Source organism: Flavobacterium sp. S87F.05.LMB.W.Kidney.N (assembly GCF_004366435.1).
Lineage (GTDB): Bacteria > Bacteroidota > Bacteroidia > Flavobacteriales > Flavobacteriaceae > Flavobacterium.
The window spans coordinates 561,362-581,924 of sequence record NZ_SODX01000003.1 but is presented as its reverse complement, the minus strand read 5'-3'; the positions used below and the strand labels follow the sequence as shown (position 1 = coordinate 581,924).

General features: G+C 32.6%; 19 protein-coding genes. 14 read left to right on the top strand and 5 right to left on the bottom strand.

Going from position 1 to position 20,563, the window contains the following annotated elements:
* Positions 1–60: 60 nt before the first annotated feature.
* The gene (locus tag EDB96_RS11755) at positions 61–1,110 is read right to left on the bottom strand and encodes a sensor histidine kinase (RefSeq protein WP_134140937.1); all 1,050 of its coding nucleotides are present in this window, start codon (positions 1,108–1,110) and stop codon (positions 61–63) included.
* A gap of 159 nt (positions 1,111–1,269) precedes the next feature.
* Between EDB96_RS11755 and rlmD the strand changes: the two genes are divergently transcribed.
* The 3 genes from rlmD to EDB96_RS11740 are packed head-to-tail and all read left to right on the top strand — an operon-like array spanning position 1,270 to position 4,018.
* Entirely contained in the window at positions 1,270–2,682 is a 1,413-nt protein-coding gene (gene rlmD / locus EDB96_RS11750; protein WP_134140935.1) for a 23S rRNA (uracil(1939)-C(5))-methyltransferase RlmD, read from the top strand.
* Positions 2,683–2,691: 9 nt separating this feature from the next.
* Positions 2,692–3,228 (top strand): DUF6452 family protein, encoded by a 537-nt coding sequence (locus EDB96_RS11745; protein ID WP_057118664.1) that lies wholly within the window; start codon positions 2,692–2,694, stop codon positions 3,226–3,228.
* Positions 3,200–4,018, top strand: coding sequence for a DUF6048 family protein (locus EDB96_RS11740; RefSeq protein ID WP_134140933.1), 819 nt, complete (start codon positions 3,200–3,202; stop codon positions 4,016–4,018). Before EDB96_RS11745 ends, EDB96_RS11740 begins: the two co-directional genes overlap by 29 nt.
* A 140-nt stretch (positions 4,019–4,158) precedes the next feature.
* Here EDB96_RS11740 and EDB96_RS11735 read toward each other — a convergent pair whose 3' ends face one another.
* Positions 4,159–4,395: a hypothetical protein gene (locus tag EDB96_RS11735; protein WP_057118667.1), complete on the bottom strand. Its 237-nt coding sequence runs from the start codon at positions 4,393–4,395 to the stop codon at positions 4,159–4,161.
* A 126-nt stretch (positions 4,396–4,521) separates the two neighbouring features.
* Entirely contained in the window at positions 4,522–5,679 is a 1,158-nt protein-coding gene (locus tag EDB96_RS11730) for a class I SAM-dependent RNA methyltransferase (protein ID WP_057118669.1), read from the bottom strand.
* A 158-nt stretch (positions 5,680–5,837) separates the two neighbouring features.
* Between EDB96_RS11730 and EDB96_RS11725 the strand changes: the two genes are divergently transcribed.
* A complete protein-coding gene (locus EDB96_RS11725; protein WP_057118671.1) occupies positions 5,838–6,602 on the top strand; it encodes a class I SAM-dependent methyltransferase in 765 nt (254 codons plus the stop codon).
* Positions 6,603–6,683: 81 nt separating this feature from the next.
* Positions 6,684–7,352, top strand: coding sequence for a ZIP family metal transporter (locus EDB96_RS11720; protein ID WP_134140930.1), 669 nt, complete (start codon positions 6,684–6,686; stop codon positions 7,350–7,352).
* 73 nt (positions 7,353–7,425) lie between these two features.
* Here EDB96_RS11720 and EDB96_RS11715 read toward each other — a convergent pair whose 3' ends face one another.
* Positions 7,426–9,813: an outer membrane beta-barrel family protein gene (locus EDB96_RS11715; protein ID WP_134140928.1), complete on the bottom strand. Its 2,388-nt coding sequence runs from the start codon at positions 9,811–9,813 to the stop codon at positions 7,426–7,428.
* 153 nt (positions 9,814–9,966) lie between these two features.
* The gene (locus tag EDB96_RS11710) at positions 9,967–10,941 is read right to left on the bottom strand and encodes a helix-turn-helix transcriptional regulator (RefSeq protein WP_317126468.1); all 975 of its coding nucleotides are present in this window, start codon (positions 10,939–10,941) and stop codon (positions 9,967–9,969) included.
* A gap of 331 nt (positions 10,942–11,272) precedes the next feature.
* On the opposite strand from EDB96_RS11710, the gene murQ reads away from it, so the two are divergent.
* From murQ to EDB96_RS11665, 9 genes are all read left to right on the top strand, one after another.
* Complete coding sequence (murQ, locus tag EDB96_RS11705) at positions 11,273–12,085, top strand: N-acetylmuramic acid 6-phosphate etherase (protein WP_057118680.1); 813 nt, start codon at positions 11,273–11,275, stop codon at positions 12,083–12,085.
* A 175-nt stretch (positions 12,086–12,260) separates the two neighbouring features.
* Positions 12,261–12,482 (top strand): DUF6095 family protein, encoded by a 222-nt coding sequence (locus tag EDB96_RS11700; RefSeq protein ID WP_134140923.1) that lies wholly within the window; start codon positions 12,261–12,263, stop codon positions 12,480–12,482.
* 84 nt (positions 12,483–12,566) lie between these two features.
* A complete protein-coding gene (locus EDB96_RS11695; protein WP_134140921.1) occupies positions 12,567–13,139 on the top strand; it encodes a pentapeptide repeat-containing protein in 573 nt (190 codons plus the stop codon).
* 113 nt (positions 13,140–13,252) lie between these two features.
* On the top strand, positions 13,253–13,831 hold the full coding sequence (locus EDB96_RS11690; RefSeq protein WP_134140919.1) for a DUF1572 family protein: 579 nt from the start codon (positions 13,253–13,255) through the stop codon (positions 13,829–13,831).
* 85 nt (positions 13,832–13,916) lie between these two features.
* On the top strand, positions 13,917–14,288 hold the full coding sequence (locus tag EDB96_RS11685; protein ID WP_057118688.1) for a hypothetical protein: 372 nt from the start codon (positions 13,917–13,919) through the stop codon (positions 14,286–14,288).
* A gap of 226 nt (positions 14,289–14,514) precedes the next feature.
* Entirely contained in the window at positions 14,515–16,434 is a 1,920-nt protein-coding gene (locus EDB96_RS11680) for a DUF294 nucleotidyltransferase-like domain-containing protein (RefSeq protein ID WP_057118690.1), read from the top strand.
* Positions 16,435–16,436: 2 nt separating this feature from the next.
* Positions 16,437–17,066 (top strand): PolC-type DNA polymerase III, encoded by a 630-nt coding sequence (locus tag EDB96_RS11675; protein ID WP_134140917.1) that lies wholly within the window; start codon positions 16,437–16,439, stop codon positions 17,064–17,066.
* A 161-nt stretch (positions 17,067–17,227) separates the two neighbouring features.
* On the top strand, positions 17,228–18,706 hold the full coding sequence (locus EDB96_RS11670; protein ID WP_134140914.1) for a hypothetical protein: 1,479 nt from the start codon (positions 17,228–17,230) through the stop codon (positions 18,704–18,706).
* Between the two features lie 68 nt (positions 18,707–18,774).
* Positions 18,775–20,559: a cytochrome-c peroxidase gene (locus tag EDB96_RS11665; protein ID WP_134140912.1), complete on the top strand. Its 1,785-nt coding sequence runs from the start codon at positions 18,775–18,777 to the stop codon at positions 20,557–20,559.
* The last annotated feature ends 4 nt before the right edge of the window (positions 20,560–20,563 follow it).

Sequence of the window (20,563 nt, the reverse complement as noted above, 5' to 3'; positions counted from 1 at the left end):
GTATTGATAATCATTCAAAAAAACAAAAGGTAATTAAGATTTATGTCTTAATTACCTTTTTTATATATCAAATTCAATTCTAAATTCGGCTCCTCTGTTCTTGCCGTCGCTAGAAGCTGTCAATCGGCCTTTGTTGCGTTCTACGATTTTTTTGCATAAGTATAAACCAATTCCCGTTGAACCTTCATTAGCAGTTCCTAGTCGGCTCATTTTGGTAAACTTTTTAAACAATTCCTCAATCTGATTTTTATCGAAACCAATTCCAGAATCTTTTACCGTTAAAATCAATTTGGAATCTTCTGAAAAAATTCTCACTTTGATTTCACTGTCAAAATAAGAGAATTTCACGGCATTGCTTATTAAATTCACTAAAACCTGAATCAAAAGACCTTCGTCAATTTTAAGTTTAGCTTCAACACATTCTAAGATTAAATTCAATTTTATCTTTTTATCAAATAAACGCTGTTCTACCTGTTCATTAATAAAAGGAAGGATATTAGGAAACAAAATCGTTTTTGTATCTGAAGTTACTTTTACAACCTGATCCTGCTGGTTTAATAGCTTAATAAAATTATCAATATATCTAAATTGAAGATTGGTTGACTCACAGATTAATTCTGCAAGGTTTTTAACTGATTCTGATGGATTTTCGCTTATAATTAATTGAGCCAAACCCTGCGGATTTCCAGCAAAATTCTTTAAATCATGCGAAAGCATATAAACTAAATCTTGTTTTTCATTAATAAAACTCTCTGCCTCGTAAATCGATTCTTGAATATTGCATAAAAGGAGTCCAGCTTCATCTGTATATTCTGTCGGCAAAACAGACAATTTTCTCAAGTTTCGGTAATCATCTAATGCTTTTGATGCAGTTGCAATAGGTTTAATTAACTTATTTAAAACTAAAAGTGTTATCGCCGTTGCCAGCAAAGTCATTATTAAAGAAAAAACGAGAATTGAAGTTGGAGAAATACTGTATTTAAAATACAATACAAAAAATAATATTCCGATTAAAGGAATATGAATCCCTATAAAAGCAACAAATAAAAATTTGAATGCATAACTTTTTTTCAGAAAGCTGATTTGTGAGAGCGCGTGATACAACTTCATAAAAAGAGGACAATATGGTAGGTTGAAATTCTAATTTTATTAGGATTATTATGCAAACAAAATTAGCTTTTAAAGTTTACTAAACTAATTTTTTGAAGAATTTATAAAATATTTTTAAAATTAAATTTGTAAAAGTTTTCAAAGGCTTATTTTTGCGCTATGGGAAGAAAAAATACAGACAAAGTTGTCTTTCATCAAATTCAAGTTCTTGATGCCGGTGCAAAAGGAGTTTCGGTTGCCAAAGCACCTGACGGAAAAGTAATCTTTATTCCGAATGTGGTACCTGGAGATGTAGTTGACGTGCAGACATTTAAAAAAAGAAAGGCGTATTACGAAGGTAAAGCCGTAAAATTTCACGAATTATCTGATTATAGAGTAGAACCAATTTGTGAGCATTTTGGAGTATGCGGAGGCTGTAAATGGCAAAATATGAAGTACAGCCAGCAGCTTGCATTTAAACAAAATGAAGTTAAAAATCATTTACAAAGAATAGGAAAAATTGAACTTCCGGAATTTGAAACTATTTTAGGTTCTGAGAAACAGTTTTTCTATAGAAATAAAATGGAATTTTCTTTTTCTAACAGCCGCTGGCTTACAGAAAAAGAAATTGGAAGTACAGAAGATTTAGGAAATAGAAATGCATTAGGATTTCATATTCCGAAAATGTGGGACAAAATTCTAGACATTAATAAATGTCATTTACAAGAAGATCCTTCAAATGCAATCCGCAACGAAATTCGTGCATTTGCAAACGAACATAATTTAGCGTTTTTTAATCCGAGAGAGCATTCTGGATTATTGAGAACCGTAATGATTCGTACCGTTTCGACAGGAGAAATCATGGTTTTAATTCAGTTTTTTGAAGAAGACAAAGAAAACAGAGAGTTAATTCTAGATCATTTATACGAGAAATTCCCTCAAATTACTTCATTACAATATGTTGTAAACGGAAAACCAAATGATACAATCTATGATCAGGATGTTGTTCTTTATAAAGGAAGAAATTACATTCTAGAAGAAATGGAAGGTTTGAAATTTAGTATCAACGCTAAATCTTTCTACCAAACCAACTCAGATCAAGCGTACGAATTATATAAAATAACTCGTGATTTTGCTGATCTTACTGGAAATGAAATCGTTTATGATTTATATACAGGAACTGGAACAATTGCTCAGTTCGTTTCTAAAAAAGCAAAAAAGGTAATCGGAGTAGAAAGCGTTCCTGAAGCTATTATTGATGCAAAAGCCAATGCAGAACGCAATAATATTACTAATTGCGAGTTTTTTGTTGGAGACATGAAAGTTGTATTTAATGAAGCTTTTATTGCTCAACACGGTAAACCTGATGTAATTATTACAGATCCACCGCGCGACGGAATGCATAAAGACGTAGTAGAACAAATCTTAAAAATTGCTCCAAAAAGAGTCGTTTATGTAAGCTGTAATTCTGCAACTCAAGCTCGTGATTTGGCTTTAATGGATGAAAAATACAAAGTTACACGTGTAAGACCTGTAGATATGTTTCCGCAGACACATCATGTTGAAAATGTTGTACTTTTAGAACTTCGATAGAAAATATACATGAAAAAATTACTCTCTATTTTGCTGCTCTTTACTTTTGGCTTATCAAGCTGCGAGAAAGATGATATCTGCGATGCAAACACACCAACTACACCTAGATTGATCATTACATTCTATGATATTGCCAATCCTACCAAAACTAGGAATGTCAATAATTTAAAAGTAATTGGCGAAGGAATGACCGAAGGAATCGTTTTTAACGAAAATGGCACAGATGAGACTAAATATCTAACTAGCGGAAGTACGGTTGCAATTCCTTTAAAAGTTAATGACGGTACGGTTACCTATAAATTTATTTATAATGCTGCCAGTACAAACCCAACATCAATTAATACTGATGTATTAACTATAAATTACACCAGTCAAAATGTATACGTGTCTAGAGCATGTGGTTTTAAAACTATTTTTGCTTTAAAGCCTGTTGACCCTTTTCTTCGCACAGATCCAGATGGAGATACCGTTTGGATGACTGATGTACAATTAAAAAACCCTAACATTGAATCTGAAAATGAAACACACATTGAAGTTTATTTCTAGTATTTTTTTATTCTTTTCAGTGTTTTTAGGGCAAGCTCAAGACACGCCAGAAATATCACCAAATAAAAAAGACACTATTGTAAAACCTAAAACTGTAACTAGTAAACCACCAGTTCAGAAAGCTGAGGTAAAAAAAGACAGTGTCGTCAAAACAGATCGATACGGTCTTCGTGTTGGTGTAGATTTGTACAAACTTACCCGCGGTCTTTATGACAAAGATTATAAAGGAGTAGAATTTGTTGGTGATTGGAGATTAACCAAAAAATACTATCTGGCTGCAGAATTGGGTTATGAAAATAAAACAACAGATGATGACAGATTAAATTCATCGGCCGCTGGAACTTATGTAAAAGCTGGATTTGATTATAATTTCTATGAAAACTGGCTTGACATGGAAAACTTAATCACAATTGGACTTCGAGGCGGTTTTAGTACTTTTAGCCAGGATTTAAACAGCTATAAAATTTACAATCCTAATCCGTATTGGGGTGAACTGCCTGCTATAACAACAGACCAAAAATACAGCGGACTTACAGCGACATGGCTGGAAGTAGCAATGGGATTAAAAGCAGAAGTTTTTGATAATATATTCGTTGGTTTTGGCGTGCAACTGAAACTTTTGGCTACCAATAAAAAACCCAGCGGATTTGATAATCTTTATATCCCAGGTTTCAACAGGACTTACGATGGAAGTTTTGGAGTTGGCTTTAATTATACTGTTTCTTATTTTATTCCAATTTATAAGAAAAAGGTAGTGGTGCCAGAAATTAAGGAAGCTCCTAAAAAATAAGATGAGGTTCTAAGGCGCTAAGGTTCTGAGATACTAAGTTTTATTATACAAAATAAAAAAAGCCGTCAATTTTTGAATTGACGGCTTTTTTATGCTTTATAAATACTAAGAAACTTAGCTGCTTAGAATCTTAGTAACTTCTACTCTATTTCTTTAATTCCTTTCACGAAAATCCATTTCATGAAAAGTTTTTCTCCATCTTTCGTTTTTACTGCCTGAAATTTTGGGCCAATAATGGTAGCCACCACAAAAGCAGTCAACGGAATCCAAATTCCTGTCAACCCTGTATATGATGCAATTACAAATCTCAACAATAGAAATAAAATTGCGAAACTTCCTAATTGATATAAAAAAGCTCTTAATTGTAGTTTTGTCATTTTTTTTTTGAGTTGCTAAGGTTCTGAGATTCTAAGATGCTAAGTTTTTTTACTTAATAAATTAAACAGCCAGAAACTTAATGTTTTTTTATAATATTCATTTCCAATTCTTAGCTCCTTAGAATCTTAGATCTGAAATTTCGTTCTCTTACTTCCTTCGTACATTTCGTATTTAACCAAACGTGCTTCTAGACTCGCATTAAAAAGTTTTATTTTTCTTGAAGGTTTTAAACCTACAAATTTCAACGCATCTAGATTTGCTGTAATAAACCAAGCATCGGTTCCTGGATAATTTTTCTTTAGCGTGTCACCAATACTACTATAGAATCTTTCCATTTGAATATCTAAACGTTCGTCATACGGCGGATTGAAAACCATATGGAGTTTTCCTTCGGTTTCTTTTTCGGTATCAAAAAAGTTATCTTCACGAATAGTTACATAATCCTCTAAATTGGCATTTCGAATATTGTCTTTCGCTTTGCTTACCGCACTTGGTGCTTTGTCAAAACCTTTAATAGTGTAATGAAACTCTTTTGTTTTTTTCATCAAGCTATTTATAATTTGATCGAATAAATCATTATCCCAATCTTTCCATTTTTCAAAAGCAAATTCCTTTCTATTGATATTTGCAGGAATATTGCAGGCAATCATTGCGGCTTCCGCCAAAAAAGTTCCAGATCCGCACATTGGATCCAAAAAGTGACCTTGGCCTTCCCAGCCGGATAATAATAAAATCCCGGCAGCCAAAACCTCATTAATAGGAGCAATATTCGTAGCCGTTCTATAGCCACGCTGATGCAGTGAATTTCCAGAAGTATCTAAAGATACCGAAACCTGATCTTTATCTATGTGAACATTTATACGTAAATCTGGATATTGCTTATCGATACTTGGACGTTGTCCTGTTCTTTCTCTAAACTGGTCGACGATTGCATCTTTACATTTTTGAGAAACAAATTCAGAATGATTGAAATATGTAGAATGTACCGTTGTATCTATTACAAAAGTCTGGTTTGCATTTAAATATTTAGACCAGTTTAAACCAGAAATCCCTTTGTATAATGCCTGCTCGTTATTTGCTCTAAAAGAGTAAATTGGTTTTAAGATTTTAAGAGCAGTACGTAAAGATAAATTGGCTTTGTACATAAAACCCTTATCACCTTTAAAACTTACCATTCTCACTCCTTTTTCAACATCCTGAGCTCCAAGTGTACGTAATTCTTTTTCTAATATTTCTTCAAAGCCAAAAAAACATTTGGCAATCATTTTAAAATTTTCTTCCATCTTTTCTTTTAAATTAAAAAAAACTAAAGTTTATAAAGATGCACTACATTGCATCTCTACATAATAGCAAGGATTATCGATGTATCGCTGCTTAATAGTTATTTTTCGGCAAAAATACACTAAATTTGCGGGACTTTGAATTAATTGAAATAGAATAAATGTCTGAAAAGCATAACGCATCAATCCCAAATCAAGAAGATGACAACCAAAATTGGTATTCTTCGTGGTTTGACACTCCTTACTATCACATTCTTTATAAGGATCGCAACTATCGTGAAGCTCAGGTTTTCATGGACAACTTAACGCATTATCTTAATTTGCCCGAAAAAGCAAAAGTGCTTGACTTGGCATGCGGAAAAGGACGCCATTCTATTTATTTAAATCAGTTAGGTTATGATGTCTTAGGTGCCGATTTATCTGAAAACAGCATTGCAGAAGCCAGCAAAAACAGCAACGAAACCCTGCATTTTAAAGTGCATGACATGCGCGAGCCTTTTGAAGAAAAGTTCGATGCTATCTTTAACTTGTTTACAAGCTTTGGTTATTTTGAAAACGATGAAGACAATCTGACTACTTTAAAAGCCATAAAAGAAAGTTTATCAGAATATGGTTTTGCCGTTATTGACTTTATGAATGTCACTCAGGTAATTGAAACTCTGGTTCCTCAAGAAGTTAAAACAGTTGACGAAATTGATTTCCACATCAAAAGATATGTTGAAGACGGACATATTTTTAAAGAAATTGATTTTGAAGATCAAGGCAGAAAATATCATTTTACCGAAAAAGTAAAAGCGCTGACATTAAAAGATTTTCAAGATTTAATGGACGAAGCTGGTATTTATCTTTTGGATATTTTTGGAGATTACAAACTCAAAAAATTCCACAAAACCGAAAGCGAAAGATTAATCATGATTTTTAAGTAAATTGGTTAATCGTTTAATTGTTTAACCGTTTAATCGGTAAGCAAAAAACGATTATACGAATCAACGATTAAACAAATACAAATGAACTATCTACTACCCTTATTTTCTGTACTTTTAGGATATAGTGTGGCTTTGTTTATTAAACCCAATAACAAAACCAATTTAAAATTACTGCTTGCCTTTAGCGGTTCATTTTTATTGTCGTTAACAGTAATGCATCTGCTGCCAGAAGTTTACAGCACTCACAACCATAAAATTGGTGTTTTTATAATGGTTGGGATTTTGTTTCAGATAATTCTAGAATTTTTCTCCAAAGGTGCAGAACACGGTCACGTTCACGGACATGCAAAAATGTCTCAGATTCCGTGGCTATTGTTTATCAGTTTGTGCATCCATGCCTTTTTAGAAGGTTTTCCAGTAAGTCATCACCACGATTTAGCACTCGGAATTGCCATTCATCATTTACCAATTGCGGTTATTTTAACGACATTTTTCATCAATGCCGATTTAAACAAAAAAGCCATTTTCGCCTTTATGCTGACTTTCGCCATTATGACGCCGCTTGGAACTGTTGCCTCTGAATATTTACCCTTTTTAAACAATTATTATACTGAAATTACAGCCATTGTAATTGGTATTTTATTCCATATTTCTTCAACAATTATCTTTGAAAGCAGCGAAGGCCATAAATTTAATATTGCCAAAGTTTCGATGATTGTTCTGGGAATTTTACTGGCATTCTTTTTATAATAAATTAATTAGAAAATGTGTCAATTAGATCATGAGATAATTTTCTAATTGACACATTTTCTAATTATCTAATTTAATTCCCGGTTCTCTTTTTCTCCTCCTGATTTCCAAAAGCACGTTCCTTTACATTTATTTTCTTGTTTCCGAAATTATAAACAACAGATAAGCGTACAAATCTATTGCTCTCATTCTGGCTGTAAACTTGTTTAACGCCATTTACAACAGAAGTAAAATCTTTTAAATAAGACATATTAAAAATATCATTGGCCAAGAATGCAATCTGGAATGTTTTATTAAACAAATCCTGTTTAAAACCAATATCAAAACTTGAAGCATATCCTATTTCATACAAGCCGCTTTTAAAAGGCGAACTATAACTAAAATCAATTTGCAGTTTTGTCGTTTTGCTTAATATAAAAGTATTATTGGTAGAAAATTCAACTTGTAAACTATTTGACGGTGTCGCATTTATATTTTTGATAAACTCTGTTTTTGCCCCTAAAAAGTACAAGGAATTTTCACTTGACCACCAATCTGCAAGACCAGCTGAGTAACTTTCTCCAACAACATAATTCAAGTTTTTAAAATAGTTTTCGCGCGTTACAATCTGCGTATTAGTTTCAGGATTTGATGTAAACAAAACTCCGTAACCGTTTGTAATTACATTCACAAAGACACTTGTTCTCAAAATTTCTTTATACGAATGCGCAAACTCAAAATTATCACTAAATGAAGGTTTTAAAAACGGATTTCCTTCAGAATAACTATTGCTGTTAATATAAACCTTAAACGGATTCAGTAAGTCAAAACGAGGTCTGTTGATTCGTTTTCCGTAATTTAAACTGAATGTATTATTTTCATTTCTTTTATAAGAAGTATAAAATGTTGGAAATAACTTCAAGTAATTATTTTCTGTTTCCTGATTCATCGTTTCAGAAAATCCGCTTGTTTGTGTATTCTCAAGTCTTAATCCCAATTGAAAATTCCATTTTTCATTTAACTTTTTATCACCATTAATATAAACTGCCTGATTATTTTCGGTGTATTTAAATCTGTTTGACTGCGAAGGATCCAATTCTGGATTTCCTGTAATTGTATTATAATAAAATACATCGCTGATACTATTTGTAAAACTCATCTTTGCACCATAAGATAAATTTAAAGCTTGAAGCGGATGCTCCATATCGGCCTTAAAACTCCAGTTATCAATTTCCTGATTCGATATATTTCTTCCCGATTGATTTACATCAACAAATGTCATATCTGGAGTGTAATTATTGGCGGTAAAATTTCTATCAAATTTTGAATTGTAATTAAAGTAATCCGCATCAAAAGATAATTTTCTGTTTAAAGAATCCAATTTTGTAATCAAATGCGCATTATAAGTTTGGTTTCCTGAACTTTTATCAGTGTAACTATCATTCAGCGTAACATTCTGCAGCTGATTTTGAGTATTATATTTCTCAATTCTTATATTCGATCCAAAATCTGGATTATTTCTATCATTCAAAAATTGAAAACCAACCGAAGTGCGTTCAGAAAAATCATAATCGACAGCCAATTTTCCCGAAAGATTTTCATTTTTCACTTTCGTTACACTTTTCATACTAGAAAGTCCATCAGGAAAATACATATCCAAAGCTTCATCGGCATTTTTGTAACCCGTTTTTGCGTTAATACTGGCTGCAATTCTAAACTTGTTTTTATTATAAAAGAAATTATCTCTCAAAGTATAAATTCCGTACTTATTCTGGTCGTACGAAAGTGTTGTTGTATTTTTCCAAGAATCATGCACTCCTTTTTTCATTATAATATTAATTAATCCGCCAGTTCCTTCCGCTTCGTATTTTGCTGGTGGATTACTGATAATTTCAATATTTTTAATATCATTTGCCGAAATAGATTTCAAGAAATTATTTAGCTCTTCACCCGTTAATTCGATCATTCTTCCGTCAATCATAACTCGTGAAGTTCCTTTGCCTAATATCGTAATCAGATCGTTTTTTACCACAACTCCAGGCGCCGTATTAATAGCACTTAAAGCATCACCGCCAACCGTTGTAACATTATTTTCAAGATTATAAACCAAACGATCTGTTTTCTGCTCAACAGTCTTCTTTTTAGACTGAATGACAACTTCAACTAAATTGGTTGTGTTTTCTTTTAAAATAATTGTTCCTAAATTGGTATCATTTTCAATTAAAATGTCTTTTTCATAATCTGTAAATCCCAAAAGACTTATTCCAATTTTATAAGAACCTTTTTTAATATTCATTTCAAAAGTACCGTCTTGTTTGGTTGTAGTTCCATCGATAATTTTTCCTTCAGAATTTGAGATGGAAACATCTGCCCATTCTAATGAAGTTGTTTCGCTGAATATTTTTCCTTTTAATTTAAAAGATGATTGTGCTAAACAAAATAGAGGAAATAATAAGAAGATTAAAAGGTTTGCTTTTTTCATGATTTCTAATTTTAAACTTGTTCAATTAATTTGAAGCAAAGTTGCCGTAGAAATTTTCAGAATTCGACCGACAAAAAAAAGTCGAACCAATTTCTACTGTAGAAATTGGTTCGACTTTATAAGACTGAAGTACGACTTTTTACAAACCTCTTATTATGAAGCGTTTCGGTAAGCCGTAGGCGTTACGTTTGTATATTTTTTAAAAGAAGTATTAAACGAAGATTTGGAGTTAAAACCTACTTCGTATAAAATCTCTAACACAGTAAGCTGGCTTTTAGACTGATCTTTTAAAATATTCATGGCTTTTTGAATGCGATATTCATTCACAAAATCAAAAAAATGCTGATTGATATGATGATTAATCAAAATTGATAAATCCCTAACCGGCATATTAATTTGATTTCCTAATTCCTGTATTGTAAGTGAAGGATCTAAAAAAGGTTCTTTTTCGATCATATATTGTTTCAACGCTGCAATTTGATTATTAATTAAATCGTTTTGAGCATTTACCGATTCTGGTTTTTCTTCCACTTCTGGCAGAATGTCTTTTGTAAGTTTTAATTTAGAATTAACTCCTCTAAAAAGCTCTGGATGATTCAATGCTTTCATTATAAACCAGCAGGTTATAAACAAAGCGATTGTTCCGACTAGTACATTTGCCCAAAGAAAAACTTCTCTAAAACCGCTGTAACGTATTATATTTTTTAATGCCACGATAGAGTGTGCAGCAAGAAAAACACATGTCATTTGAAAAAGCCATTTATAAGTTGAAGTACTCGGATTGGCGTAATTCTCTAAGTAAATTTCTCTGTACTTCTTTAAAATTAAAAATACATTGATCATGTAAAAAGCATATTGAAATTCAATTAAAATCTGAATAAAGTAAATTTCAGACATTTGATTGAGCGTGCTGGCAAAACTTCCTTCATCGATTGGCAGATAGATTCGTGGAATAAAGATTAAATTGGTAACAATAAAAGGAATTAGGTGAACTAAATGTTTCCATTTTAATCTAAAATCAGAATAACAAACAGCCAATACATATAAATAAAATAGAGGCATTCCCAACAAACAAGCTGTGGATCTAAAAATCTCTAAATTTCTATGGTCTTCAGTATATAAATACATGAAAAATCCGCTGAGATCGATAGCAGAGAAAATAAAAAAGAAGGCAAATAGACGGTTGGCTAATTTATTTTCGGTTTTAACCGTTAATAAAAAAAACGCAAGTAATAAAGAAACGAAAACTGAAATCCGGGCTATATTCTGCAGTAAATCTAACTTATCCATTGAATCTTTTAATATATAACAAATATAATATTTTAGTTGGTGTAACAACGCTTGAGAAAAACAGTCCTTATAAATAAAAAATAGAAGAAAAAAAAGATTTATAAATCTTTGAGACTTTGCGAGATTGCAATAAAAAATATTAATTTTGACCTGTCTAAATAACACTCAAATGACATTTACGAAAACTACTGAACTAGCATCAAAGTATGAACATTTAGAAAAAATGTCTGTTCATGAATTGTTATCCAATATTAACCAAGAAGACAAAACTGTTCCTTATGCAGTTGAAAAAGCTTTACCACAAATAGAAGCTTTAATTCCGCAAATAGTCGCTAAATTAAAATTAGGAGGCAGATTGTTTTATATCGGAGCAGGAACTTCAGGTCGCCTTGGTGTTGTTGATGCTTCAGAATGTCCCCCAACATTTGGTGTTCCTTTTGATTTGGTAAATGGTATAATTGCAGGCGGTGATACAGCTATAAGACGTGCTGTAGAAAATGCTGAAGACAGTACTACAAATGCTTGGATTGATCTTCAAAATCATAATATTGATTCTAATGATGTCGTAATTGGTATTGCAGCTTCTGGTACAACTCCTTATGTAATAAGCGGTTTAGAAGCTTGTAATCAAAACAATATTGTAACAGGATGCATAACATGCAATGCGGGAAGTCCGCTGGCATTGACCGCGCAATTCCCAATTGAAGTGGTTGTTGGTCCAGAATTTATTACCGGAAGTTCTAGAATGAAAGCCGGAACTGCACAAAAATTAGTTCTTAATATGATTTCGACTGCAGCGATGATTCAGCTTGGAAAAGTGAGAGGCAACAAAATGGTCGATATGCAGTTAAGTAATATTAAACTGGTTGATCGAGGCGTTAAAATGATTATGGATGAAATTCCTGTTTCTTACGAAGAAGCTTCAGAATTATTAAAAAAATACGGCAGCGTAAGAAATGCTGTTGACAATTATAATAAGTAAATAGGTTTACTTTAATTTAACCGCAAAGTTCGCAAAGTTTTTTTTGTTTGCAATGCTTTGTATAAAACACAAAGCCCGCAAAGTTTTATCTAAAAAACTTTGCAAACTTTGCGTAAATCTTAGCGCAATTTGCGGTTAAATGTAAGTTCAACAACCTGAAACAAAAAGCAAACAAATGTCTACAAATAAAGAATTGCTACGAAAAGGAGTTAAGTACTTAACAGGCGCTCTGCCTTTGATGTTTCTTGGGCCGTCAATGATCTATAATGCTTTTATGAATCAGCATACAAACTGGCACTATCTAGTTTTAGGAATTGGAATTGTAGCTTGTTTGAGTTCGATGTTTTTGATTTTTCTTGGATTGAAAATTATTATGAAAGGTATATTTAATGACTAAATAATCTCCTCCATAGACCTGACAGGTTTTTAAAACCTGTCAGGTCTACTCATCTCTAAAATATAAATCTTTATCCAAATAAAAATGGAAGGCATAATTCACATTCAGAAAACATTCGAGAAAGTTGTTTACATCGACAAAAAAATAAACAATCGAGAGTTTGAAGATTGTGTTTTTAAAAATTGTGACTTTTCGAACAGCAATTTCTCCAACAATACTTTTTTAGACTGCGAATTTATTGACTGCAATCTTTCTATGACAAGTTTGGCAGGAACGAGTATAAAAAATGTGACTTTTAAAAACTGTAAACTTTTAGGAATTGCTTTTAATGAATGTGATGATTTTTTGTTCCAAGTTTATTTTGAAGAATGTACTTTAGATTATGCGTTATTTTCGAATAAAAAAATGCCTAAAACAAAGTTTATCAATTCGTCTGTACGCGAAGTAACTTTTATTGGAACCAATTTAACGAGTTCTGTTTTTGATAATTGTAACCTTGACGGTGCTATTTTTAATGAAACGCAATTAGCGGGAGTTAATTTTAAAACAGCATACAATTATAAAATAGATCCTGAATTTAATCCGATGCGAAAAGCACAATTTTCTAACGATGGAATTGTTGGATTGTTAGATAAATACGATATTAAGATTGTCTAATTCTATGAAGATGCCTCAGAGAGGCACAATATTTACAGATACAATATTTTCGTAAGTTCAAAGCTCCATCGGAGCGACATATTTATTCTACCAATCAGTTAAAAATATTATTTATGAGTGTCGCCGATAAATCCTATTTAGAAAGTGTAAAAAAGCAATTTTTATATTATAAAATGCTGGGAGAAAAAGCAATGGACCAATTACAGCCAGAACAGCTTTTTGTTGCCATTAATGAAGACACGAACAGCATTGCCACAATTGTAAAACACATTTCTGGTAATATGCTTTCGCGCTGGACAGACTTCCTTACTACAGATGGCGAAAAAGAATGGCGAAATCGTGACGCCGAATTTGAAAATGATTTACAATCGAAAGAACAAGTTTTAGAAATTTGGAACAAAGGCTGGAATGTTTTTCTTGAAACGCTGAATAGCCTAAAATCAGAACATCTTTCAACAATTATCTATATCCGAAATGAAGGTCATACAGTTATAGAAGCCATAAACCGCCAATTGGCACATTATCCATATCATGTTGGGCAGATTGTTTTTTATGCGAAACAATTGAAAAACAGCGAATGGAATAGTTTATCGATTCCGAAGAATAAATCGGGAAATTACAATGCCGAAAAGTTTGCCAAAGAAAAAGAAATTAAGAACTTTACCGATGACGAATTAAAAAGATTAAAATGATAAAAGCTATAAGCTTTAGGCTATAAGCAAAACTGCTTATTAAGTAAAGCTTAAAGCCTATTGCCTAAAGCTTAAAGCATAAAAAATGAAAAAAATTATATTCTTATTCCCTTTTCTGGCTTTAGTTTCTTGTTATAATGCAGAACACAATTGCAAGGATTTTAAAACTGGAAAATTCAAATTTGAGTTTGAAGTAAATGGTGTTAAAAAAACAACTTATTTTGAACGTAAAGATGATATCGAAATTGAAACTTTTGAGGGAAAAACTGATACTGCGACAATACGCTGGGTAAGTGACTGCGAGTATGTACTGCAAAAGAAACATCCGAAAAATATGGCTGAAGAAAAAGCAATCAGCATGAAGATTTTAAATACTTCTAAAGATTCTTATACATTTGAATTTGGTTTAGTTGGTTCTGAAGAAAAACAACGAGGTAAAGTCTATAAAGTTGATTAAACTTTCGTTCTAGAATATTAAAGCTCCAATTTTGGGGCTTTTTTACTTTTAATCCGTTAAAATACTGTGTGGAGCTACTTGTGGAGATTCCTCGTTCATCGGAATGACAAAACTGTGAAGAAAACCTTTGTCCATTTGCTCCTCTGTTTCTTTGCAACTCAAAAAACAAAAATGTTTCTTTTACATTTCTATTTTAAATAGTATTTTAGAACTCTAATCTAACCACATGAAAAATACCATTTCACAGAGAGTTGCTGACTTTTTAAAAGGATATCCGCCGTTTAATTTTTTGCATCAGAGAGATTTAGAAAAACTGTCTGAACAAATTTCTATTATCTATAAAGAAAAAGATGCTGTAATTTTTGCTGAGAATGACAAAACGCACGACTCTTTTTATGTAGTCCATAAAGGTGCTGTTGCTTTGAAAAAAAGCACTAAAAACACCGTTTTAGACATGTGTGATGAAGGTGATATTTTTGGTCTTCGTCCGCTTTTAGCACAGGAAAACTATATTATGGAAGCTGTCGCGCATGAAGAAACTATTTTGTATGCCATTCCTATTGCAGTTTTTAAACCTTATGCGCTGGAGAATAGAAATATTGGTAATTTTTTAATTGAAAGTTACGCTTCAAACACGCGAAATCCGTATTCAGATATTCATAAAGACAAATTGTATGGAGATGATTCGTTGAATGAAAATCTTCATTCAAGTAATCATTCTTTTGATTTAGCTCCAATAAAGTATTCCAAAAAAATTGTAACCTGCAGTCCGTCTACAACGGTAAAAGATATTGCCAAAATCATGGGTAAGAAAAAAGTCGGCGCTATTTTAATTGTTGATGAAATGCTTCCGATTGGTATTTTGACAGATAAAGATCTTCGAAATAAAATTGTTACGGGAGATTTTCCGATTACTACAACTGCCGAAACCATAATGACAAAGCCTGTTATTACGTACCCTAAAAAGATGACGGTTACAGAGGCACAAATGGCAATGATGAAAAGTAACATCAGTCATTTATGTTTGACGAAAGACGGAACGGTAAACACAAAAGCGGTTGGGATTTTATCGAAACACGACGTGATGGTTGCACTTGGAAACAATCCAGCCGTACTGATAAAAGCGTTGAAGCGTACCAAAAAAATTAAGGAAATAAAGCCTATTCGAAACCGAATTATGCAATTGCTTCAAGGCTATCTGGATCAAAATATTCCGATGACTTTGATTACTAAAATCATTACCGAACTTAATGAAGCCTGCACTACTCGTGTTATCGAAATTTGCATAGACAAAATGAGCAGTCCGCCGCCAGTAAAATTTGCGTGGCTCGCTCTTGGAAGTCAAGGAAGAGGCGAGCAAATGCTGCATACCGATCAGGATAATGCGATTGTGTACGAAAATGTAAATGAAGTTTTTAGAGATGAAACTAAAATCTATTTTCAAAAATTTGCGGGACTTGTGAATAAAGGTCTTTTTGAAATTGGTTACGATTACTGCCCTGCCGAAATGATGGCATCTAACCCAAAATGGTGTATGAGTTTGGACGAATGGAAAGCCCAAGTACATCATTGGATTACAAATCCTGGTAAAAATGAAGTACTGCTTTCATTTATTTTCTTTGATTATAGTAAGACTTATGGCGATTCAGAAATCGTTAATCAATTATCAGATTCTATTTTTGAAGACGTAAAAGCAAATCCGATTTTTTATATGCATTTAGTGAGCGGTGCTTTGCAAAGTCCATCTCCTACTGGTTTCTTTAGACAGTTTTTGGTGGAACAAGATGGCGCTAACAAAGATAATTTTGACATTAAACGAAGAGCTTTAATGCCCCTGACAGATGCTGCACGTGTTTTAATTTTATCACATTCGGTAAAATCAATCAGCAATACAGCAGAGCGTTTTGAAAAACTGGCAGAACTGGAACCTAATAATAGAGAATTGTACTTATCGTGTTCGTATTCGTTTAAAGCTTTATTGAAATTTAGAACCAAACAAGGTCTTTTACATCATGATTCTGGACAGTTTATCGAATTGGAATCTTTAACCAAAATGGAAAAAATTAAACTGAAACGTACTTTTAAAACCATAAAAGAACTCCAGGAATTAATTTCAGTTCGTTTTAATATTTCAAATCTGGTATAATCATGAATTTATTCAATTTTTGGAAAAAAGAAGAAAATAATCTATTCGACGAAAATATTACAATCGAAGAAACTCGTTTTGTTGTTCTGGATACAGAAACGACTGGTTTTGATTATGAAAACGATCGAATGCTATGCATAGGCGCATTGGTTCTACAAAATGGCATTATTAATGTTCAGGACAGCTTTGAAATATATCTTGAACAAGATCATTACGATAAATCCACCGCTCAAATTCACGGAATTTTAAAAGATTTGCTTGTCAAACGTCCAACAGAATTAGAGGCTTTGCAACAATTTTTAGACTTTTTAGGAGATTCGATAATCATTGCACATCACACTATTTTTGATGTTACGATGATTAATAAAGCTTTAGAACGAAATGGACTTCCGCATTTAACCAATAAAACTTTAGATACCGCCTATTTGTATAAAAAGACTTTAATTCAGTCGCATTTGTTCGAAAGAAAAGATCATTATACTTTGGATGATCTGGCAGATAAATTTGATATTTCAAAAAAAGACCGTCACACCGCTTTGGGCGATGCGTATATAACAGCGATTGCTTTTCTTAAAATTGTCAAGAAGCTGAGAGAGAAGAAAGAAGTTAATTTAAATCAGCTTTTTAAATAGTTTTAAGTTTTTTTTATCAATCTTAAATTTACATTTAAACAGGAATATTTACCATTTAGTAATATAAGACTGATAATTATTAGCAAAAAGAAAAAATAGCCATAACATGTATTTTGTTTTTGAAAGATAGCTTTGCTCTAATCAAAAAAACAAAACAAATTATGAAAGCTAACTTCTTAAAATCAATTACTTTACTTGGAATTGCAGGTCTTTCTGTAATTTCCTGTCAAGATGATGACAAAAAATCTTCGAACGATGTAAATGCCAGTATCGATTTTACTTCTCACTCAAAAGTTCCTGCATTTGTATATGCAATGCCTGGCTTCGAAAACATAAAAATCAGTACTTTAATTGCTAGTTCAGATGTGCTTCCAGAATCTCCTTCTTTTGTTTACGGTGCCCAGCCAGATGGCGCTGGATTAATGAAAGACCCTAATGGAGATGGTTATATTATGATTACGAATCACGAAATTCTTCAATCGGTTTCGAGAGTTTATTTAGATAAAACATTCAAACCTGTAAAAGGTGATTATCTAGTTGATGGTGTTGGAGGTTTAACTCGTTTGTGTTCTGCAACTTTAGCAACTCCAGAAATTCACGGATTTGGTCCTATCTTTTTAACTGCTGGAGAAAGCGGTCAGGAAAGCATGGTTCACGGAATCAATCCGTTGGGATTATCTTCAGACAAAGCTAGAACGGATAGAGTTTTACCAGCTTTAGGAAAAGCAAGTATGGAAAACGCTGTTCCATTACCAAAGGAAGCTTATCCAGGAAAAACAGTAATTCTTATCGGAGAAGATCAGTCTTATGCTACTTCACATGTAAGTGCAGGACAATTGATTATGTATATGAGTACAGTTGGTGATTTGTCTAACGGAAAATTATACGCTTTAAAAAGAACAGACGGAAATCAGGTTGAGACGTCTATGACATTAAACAATTCTTATCCAGTTCAATTTGTTGAAATTCCGAATGCTAAAAACTTAACTGGAGCTGTAATTAATACAACTGTAAACGATTTAAAAGCTATTCGTTTTTCAAGAGTTGAAGATGTTGATTATAGAAAAGGAAGCGCAAGCAACAATAGAGAAATTTATTTTACAGCAACAGGTCAGGCAACTAATAACGCTCCAGTTGATGGCTACACAATGTGGGGAAGAGTTTATAAATTGAAAATGGATGCTGCAGATCCGCTTAAAGGAACTTTAGAATTAGCGGTTGAAGGTGACAGTACTCCAGGAACTGGAATTATTAATCCGGATAACTTATGTGTTACTGAAAACTTTGTATACATCCAAGAAGATGGTGACAGCTATTATGCTGACGCTAAACACGATTCGTATATCTGGCAGTACAATATTGCTACAAAACAAAACAAGGCGTGGTTAAACATGAACCACAAAAGAACTGATGTAGCTTGGAATACTTTATACAACCAGACTGGAGAAATGAGATTTGGAAGCTGGGAATTTGGAGCTATGCAAGATATTTCAGATATCATTGGTGTTCCAGATACTTTCACAGTAAACGTTCATCCTCATACTTGGCAGAGTGATGCTTTTAAAAATGCTGACGGTTCAGGAACTCAAACCAATAAAGAGGGCGGGCAAACTGTAATTATTAGAAACGTACAGCGATAATAATTTCATTCAAAATCATAAAGCAACCCTTATTTTTTGATAAGGGTTGTTTCTATTACAGTACTATTATGAAATTAAACCATTTTTCATTTCTGGTTATAACACTTTGTTTGTTGTTTTCATGCCAAAAGAATGAAGATCCTAAATCATCTATTAAACAAGATTTACTAATTGATTTAACCAAATTAGACAACGAAATCATTCATTTTCAAAAGCTTGTAAATAACAATTCATCTCAAAAAGAGATTTTAGAGCAATTCAAAAAATCACGTCTTATTTACAAAAAAGTCGAATGGGCAGTTGAATATTTTATTCCAGAAACGGCAAGATTTATGAATGGTCCGGCTTTGGATGAAATGGAATTGGAAGAAAACAGATCTTTTGAACCACACGGTTTTCAGGTTATAGAAGAAATGATTTACCCTGAATACAATAAAAAAAGTAAAGAAGATTTAATTCGAGAACTGAATATTTTTCAATCGAACATTAAACAGCTGAAAAGTACTTTTGATGTTATTACAATTAGTGATGATTACGTTTTAGATGCTATTCAGCAAAATGTTTTTCGAGTTATTGCTTTAGGAATTACGGGTTTTGACAGCCCGATTTTGCAATCATCAATTCTAGAAGCTGTAGAAAGTTTAAATTCGATTCCAAATCCTCTTGAAAAAATTAACAGCAATAATAAATCATTAGTAGATTTAAAAAAACTAGTATCTAAAGCACAAAAGTATTGCCAAGAAAACAACAATTTCAATGCCTTTAACCGAGCTGTTTTTATAAGCGAATATTTGAATCCGATTTCAAAAAAGTTAAAAGCTTTTCAAAAAGAAGAGCATATTAAAAACGTAAAGAAAAGCAGTCCGTTAAAGCCAACGATTGAAACTTTATTTGACAAAGATGCTTTTGATGTAAATGCGTTTGTACTTTCGGAAGAATATAATTTTACGAAGGACAAATCAATTCTGGGAGAAAAACTGTTTTATGACAAAAGCCTTTCTAAAAATAATGATCGAAGCTGTGCAAGCTGCCATCATCCTGAAAAAGCATTTACAGATGGACTAAAAACAAATCTTTCTCTAACAGGTTCAAATCTAGCACGAAACACTCCCACCCTAACTTATGCTTCTTTACAAAATGCTCAGTTTTGGGACATGCGTCAGTTAGATTTAGAAAAGCAAAGTGTCGATGTTATTCAGAATAAAGATGAAATGCATGGTTCTATGGATAATATTCATGCCAAAATTCTCTTAGATCAAGAGTATATAAAACTCTTCAAAAAAGCCTATCCGAAAACTTCAAAACCAGAAGCCTGGCAGATTCAAAATGCAATTGCTAGCTATGTTCGTTCTTTAAATGCCTTTGACTCCAGATTTGATGAGTACATGAGGGGAAATAAAAACATCCTTAATAAGCAGGAAATTGAAGGAATGAATCTTTTTATGGGAAAAGCAAAATGTGCCACTTGTCATTTTACGCCTTTGTTTAACGGAACAGTTCCGCCAAGCTACTCTAAAACAGAACATGAAGTTATAGGAACACCAAATGAAGCATCAGGCAAAACTTTGAGTCCAGATAAAGGCCGTTATTTATATAATAAAATGCCACAATTGGTTGGTGCGTTTAAAACTCCAACTGTGCGAAATGCAACAGTTACGGCACCATACATGCACAACGGAGTTTTTAAAACACTCGAAGAAGTAGTTTCTTTTTACAATAAAGGCGGCGGTCAAGGTTTAGGTTACTCAGTAGAGAATCAAACTTTGCCGTTTGACAAATTGAATTTAACCGTAAAAGAAGAACAAGCTCTTGTTGCTTTTATGAAAACGCTTACAGATAAAAAATACCAATAAAACC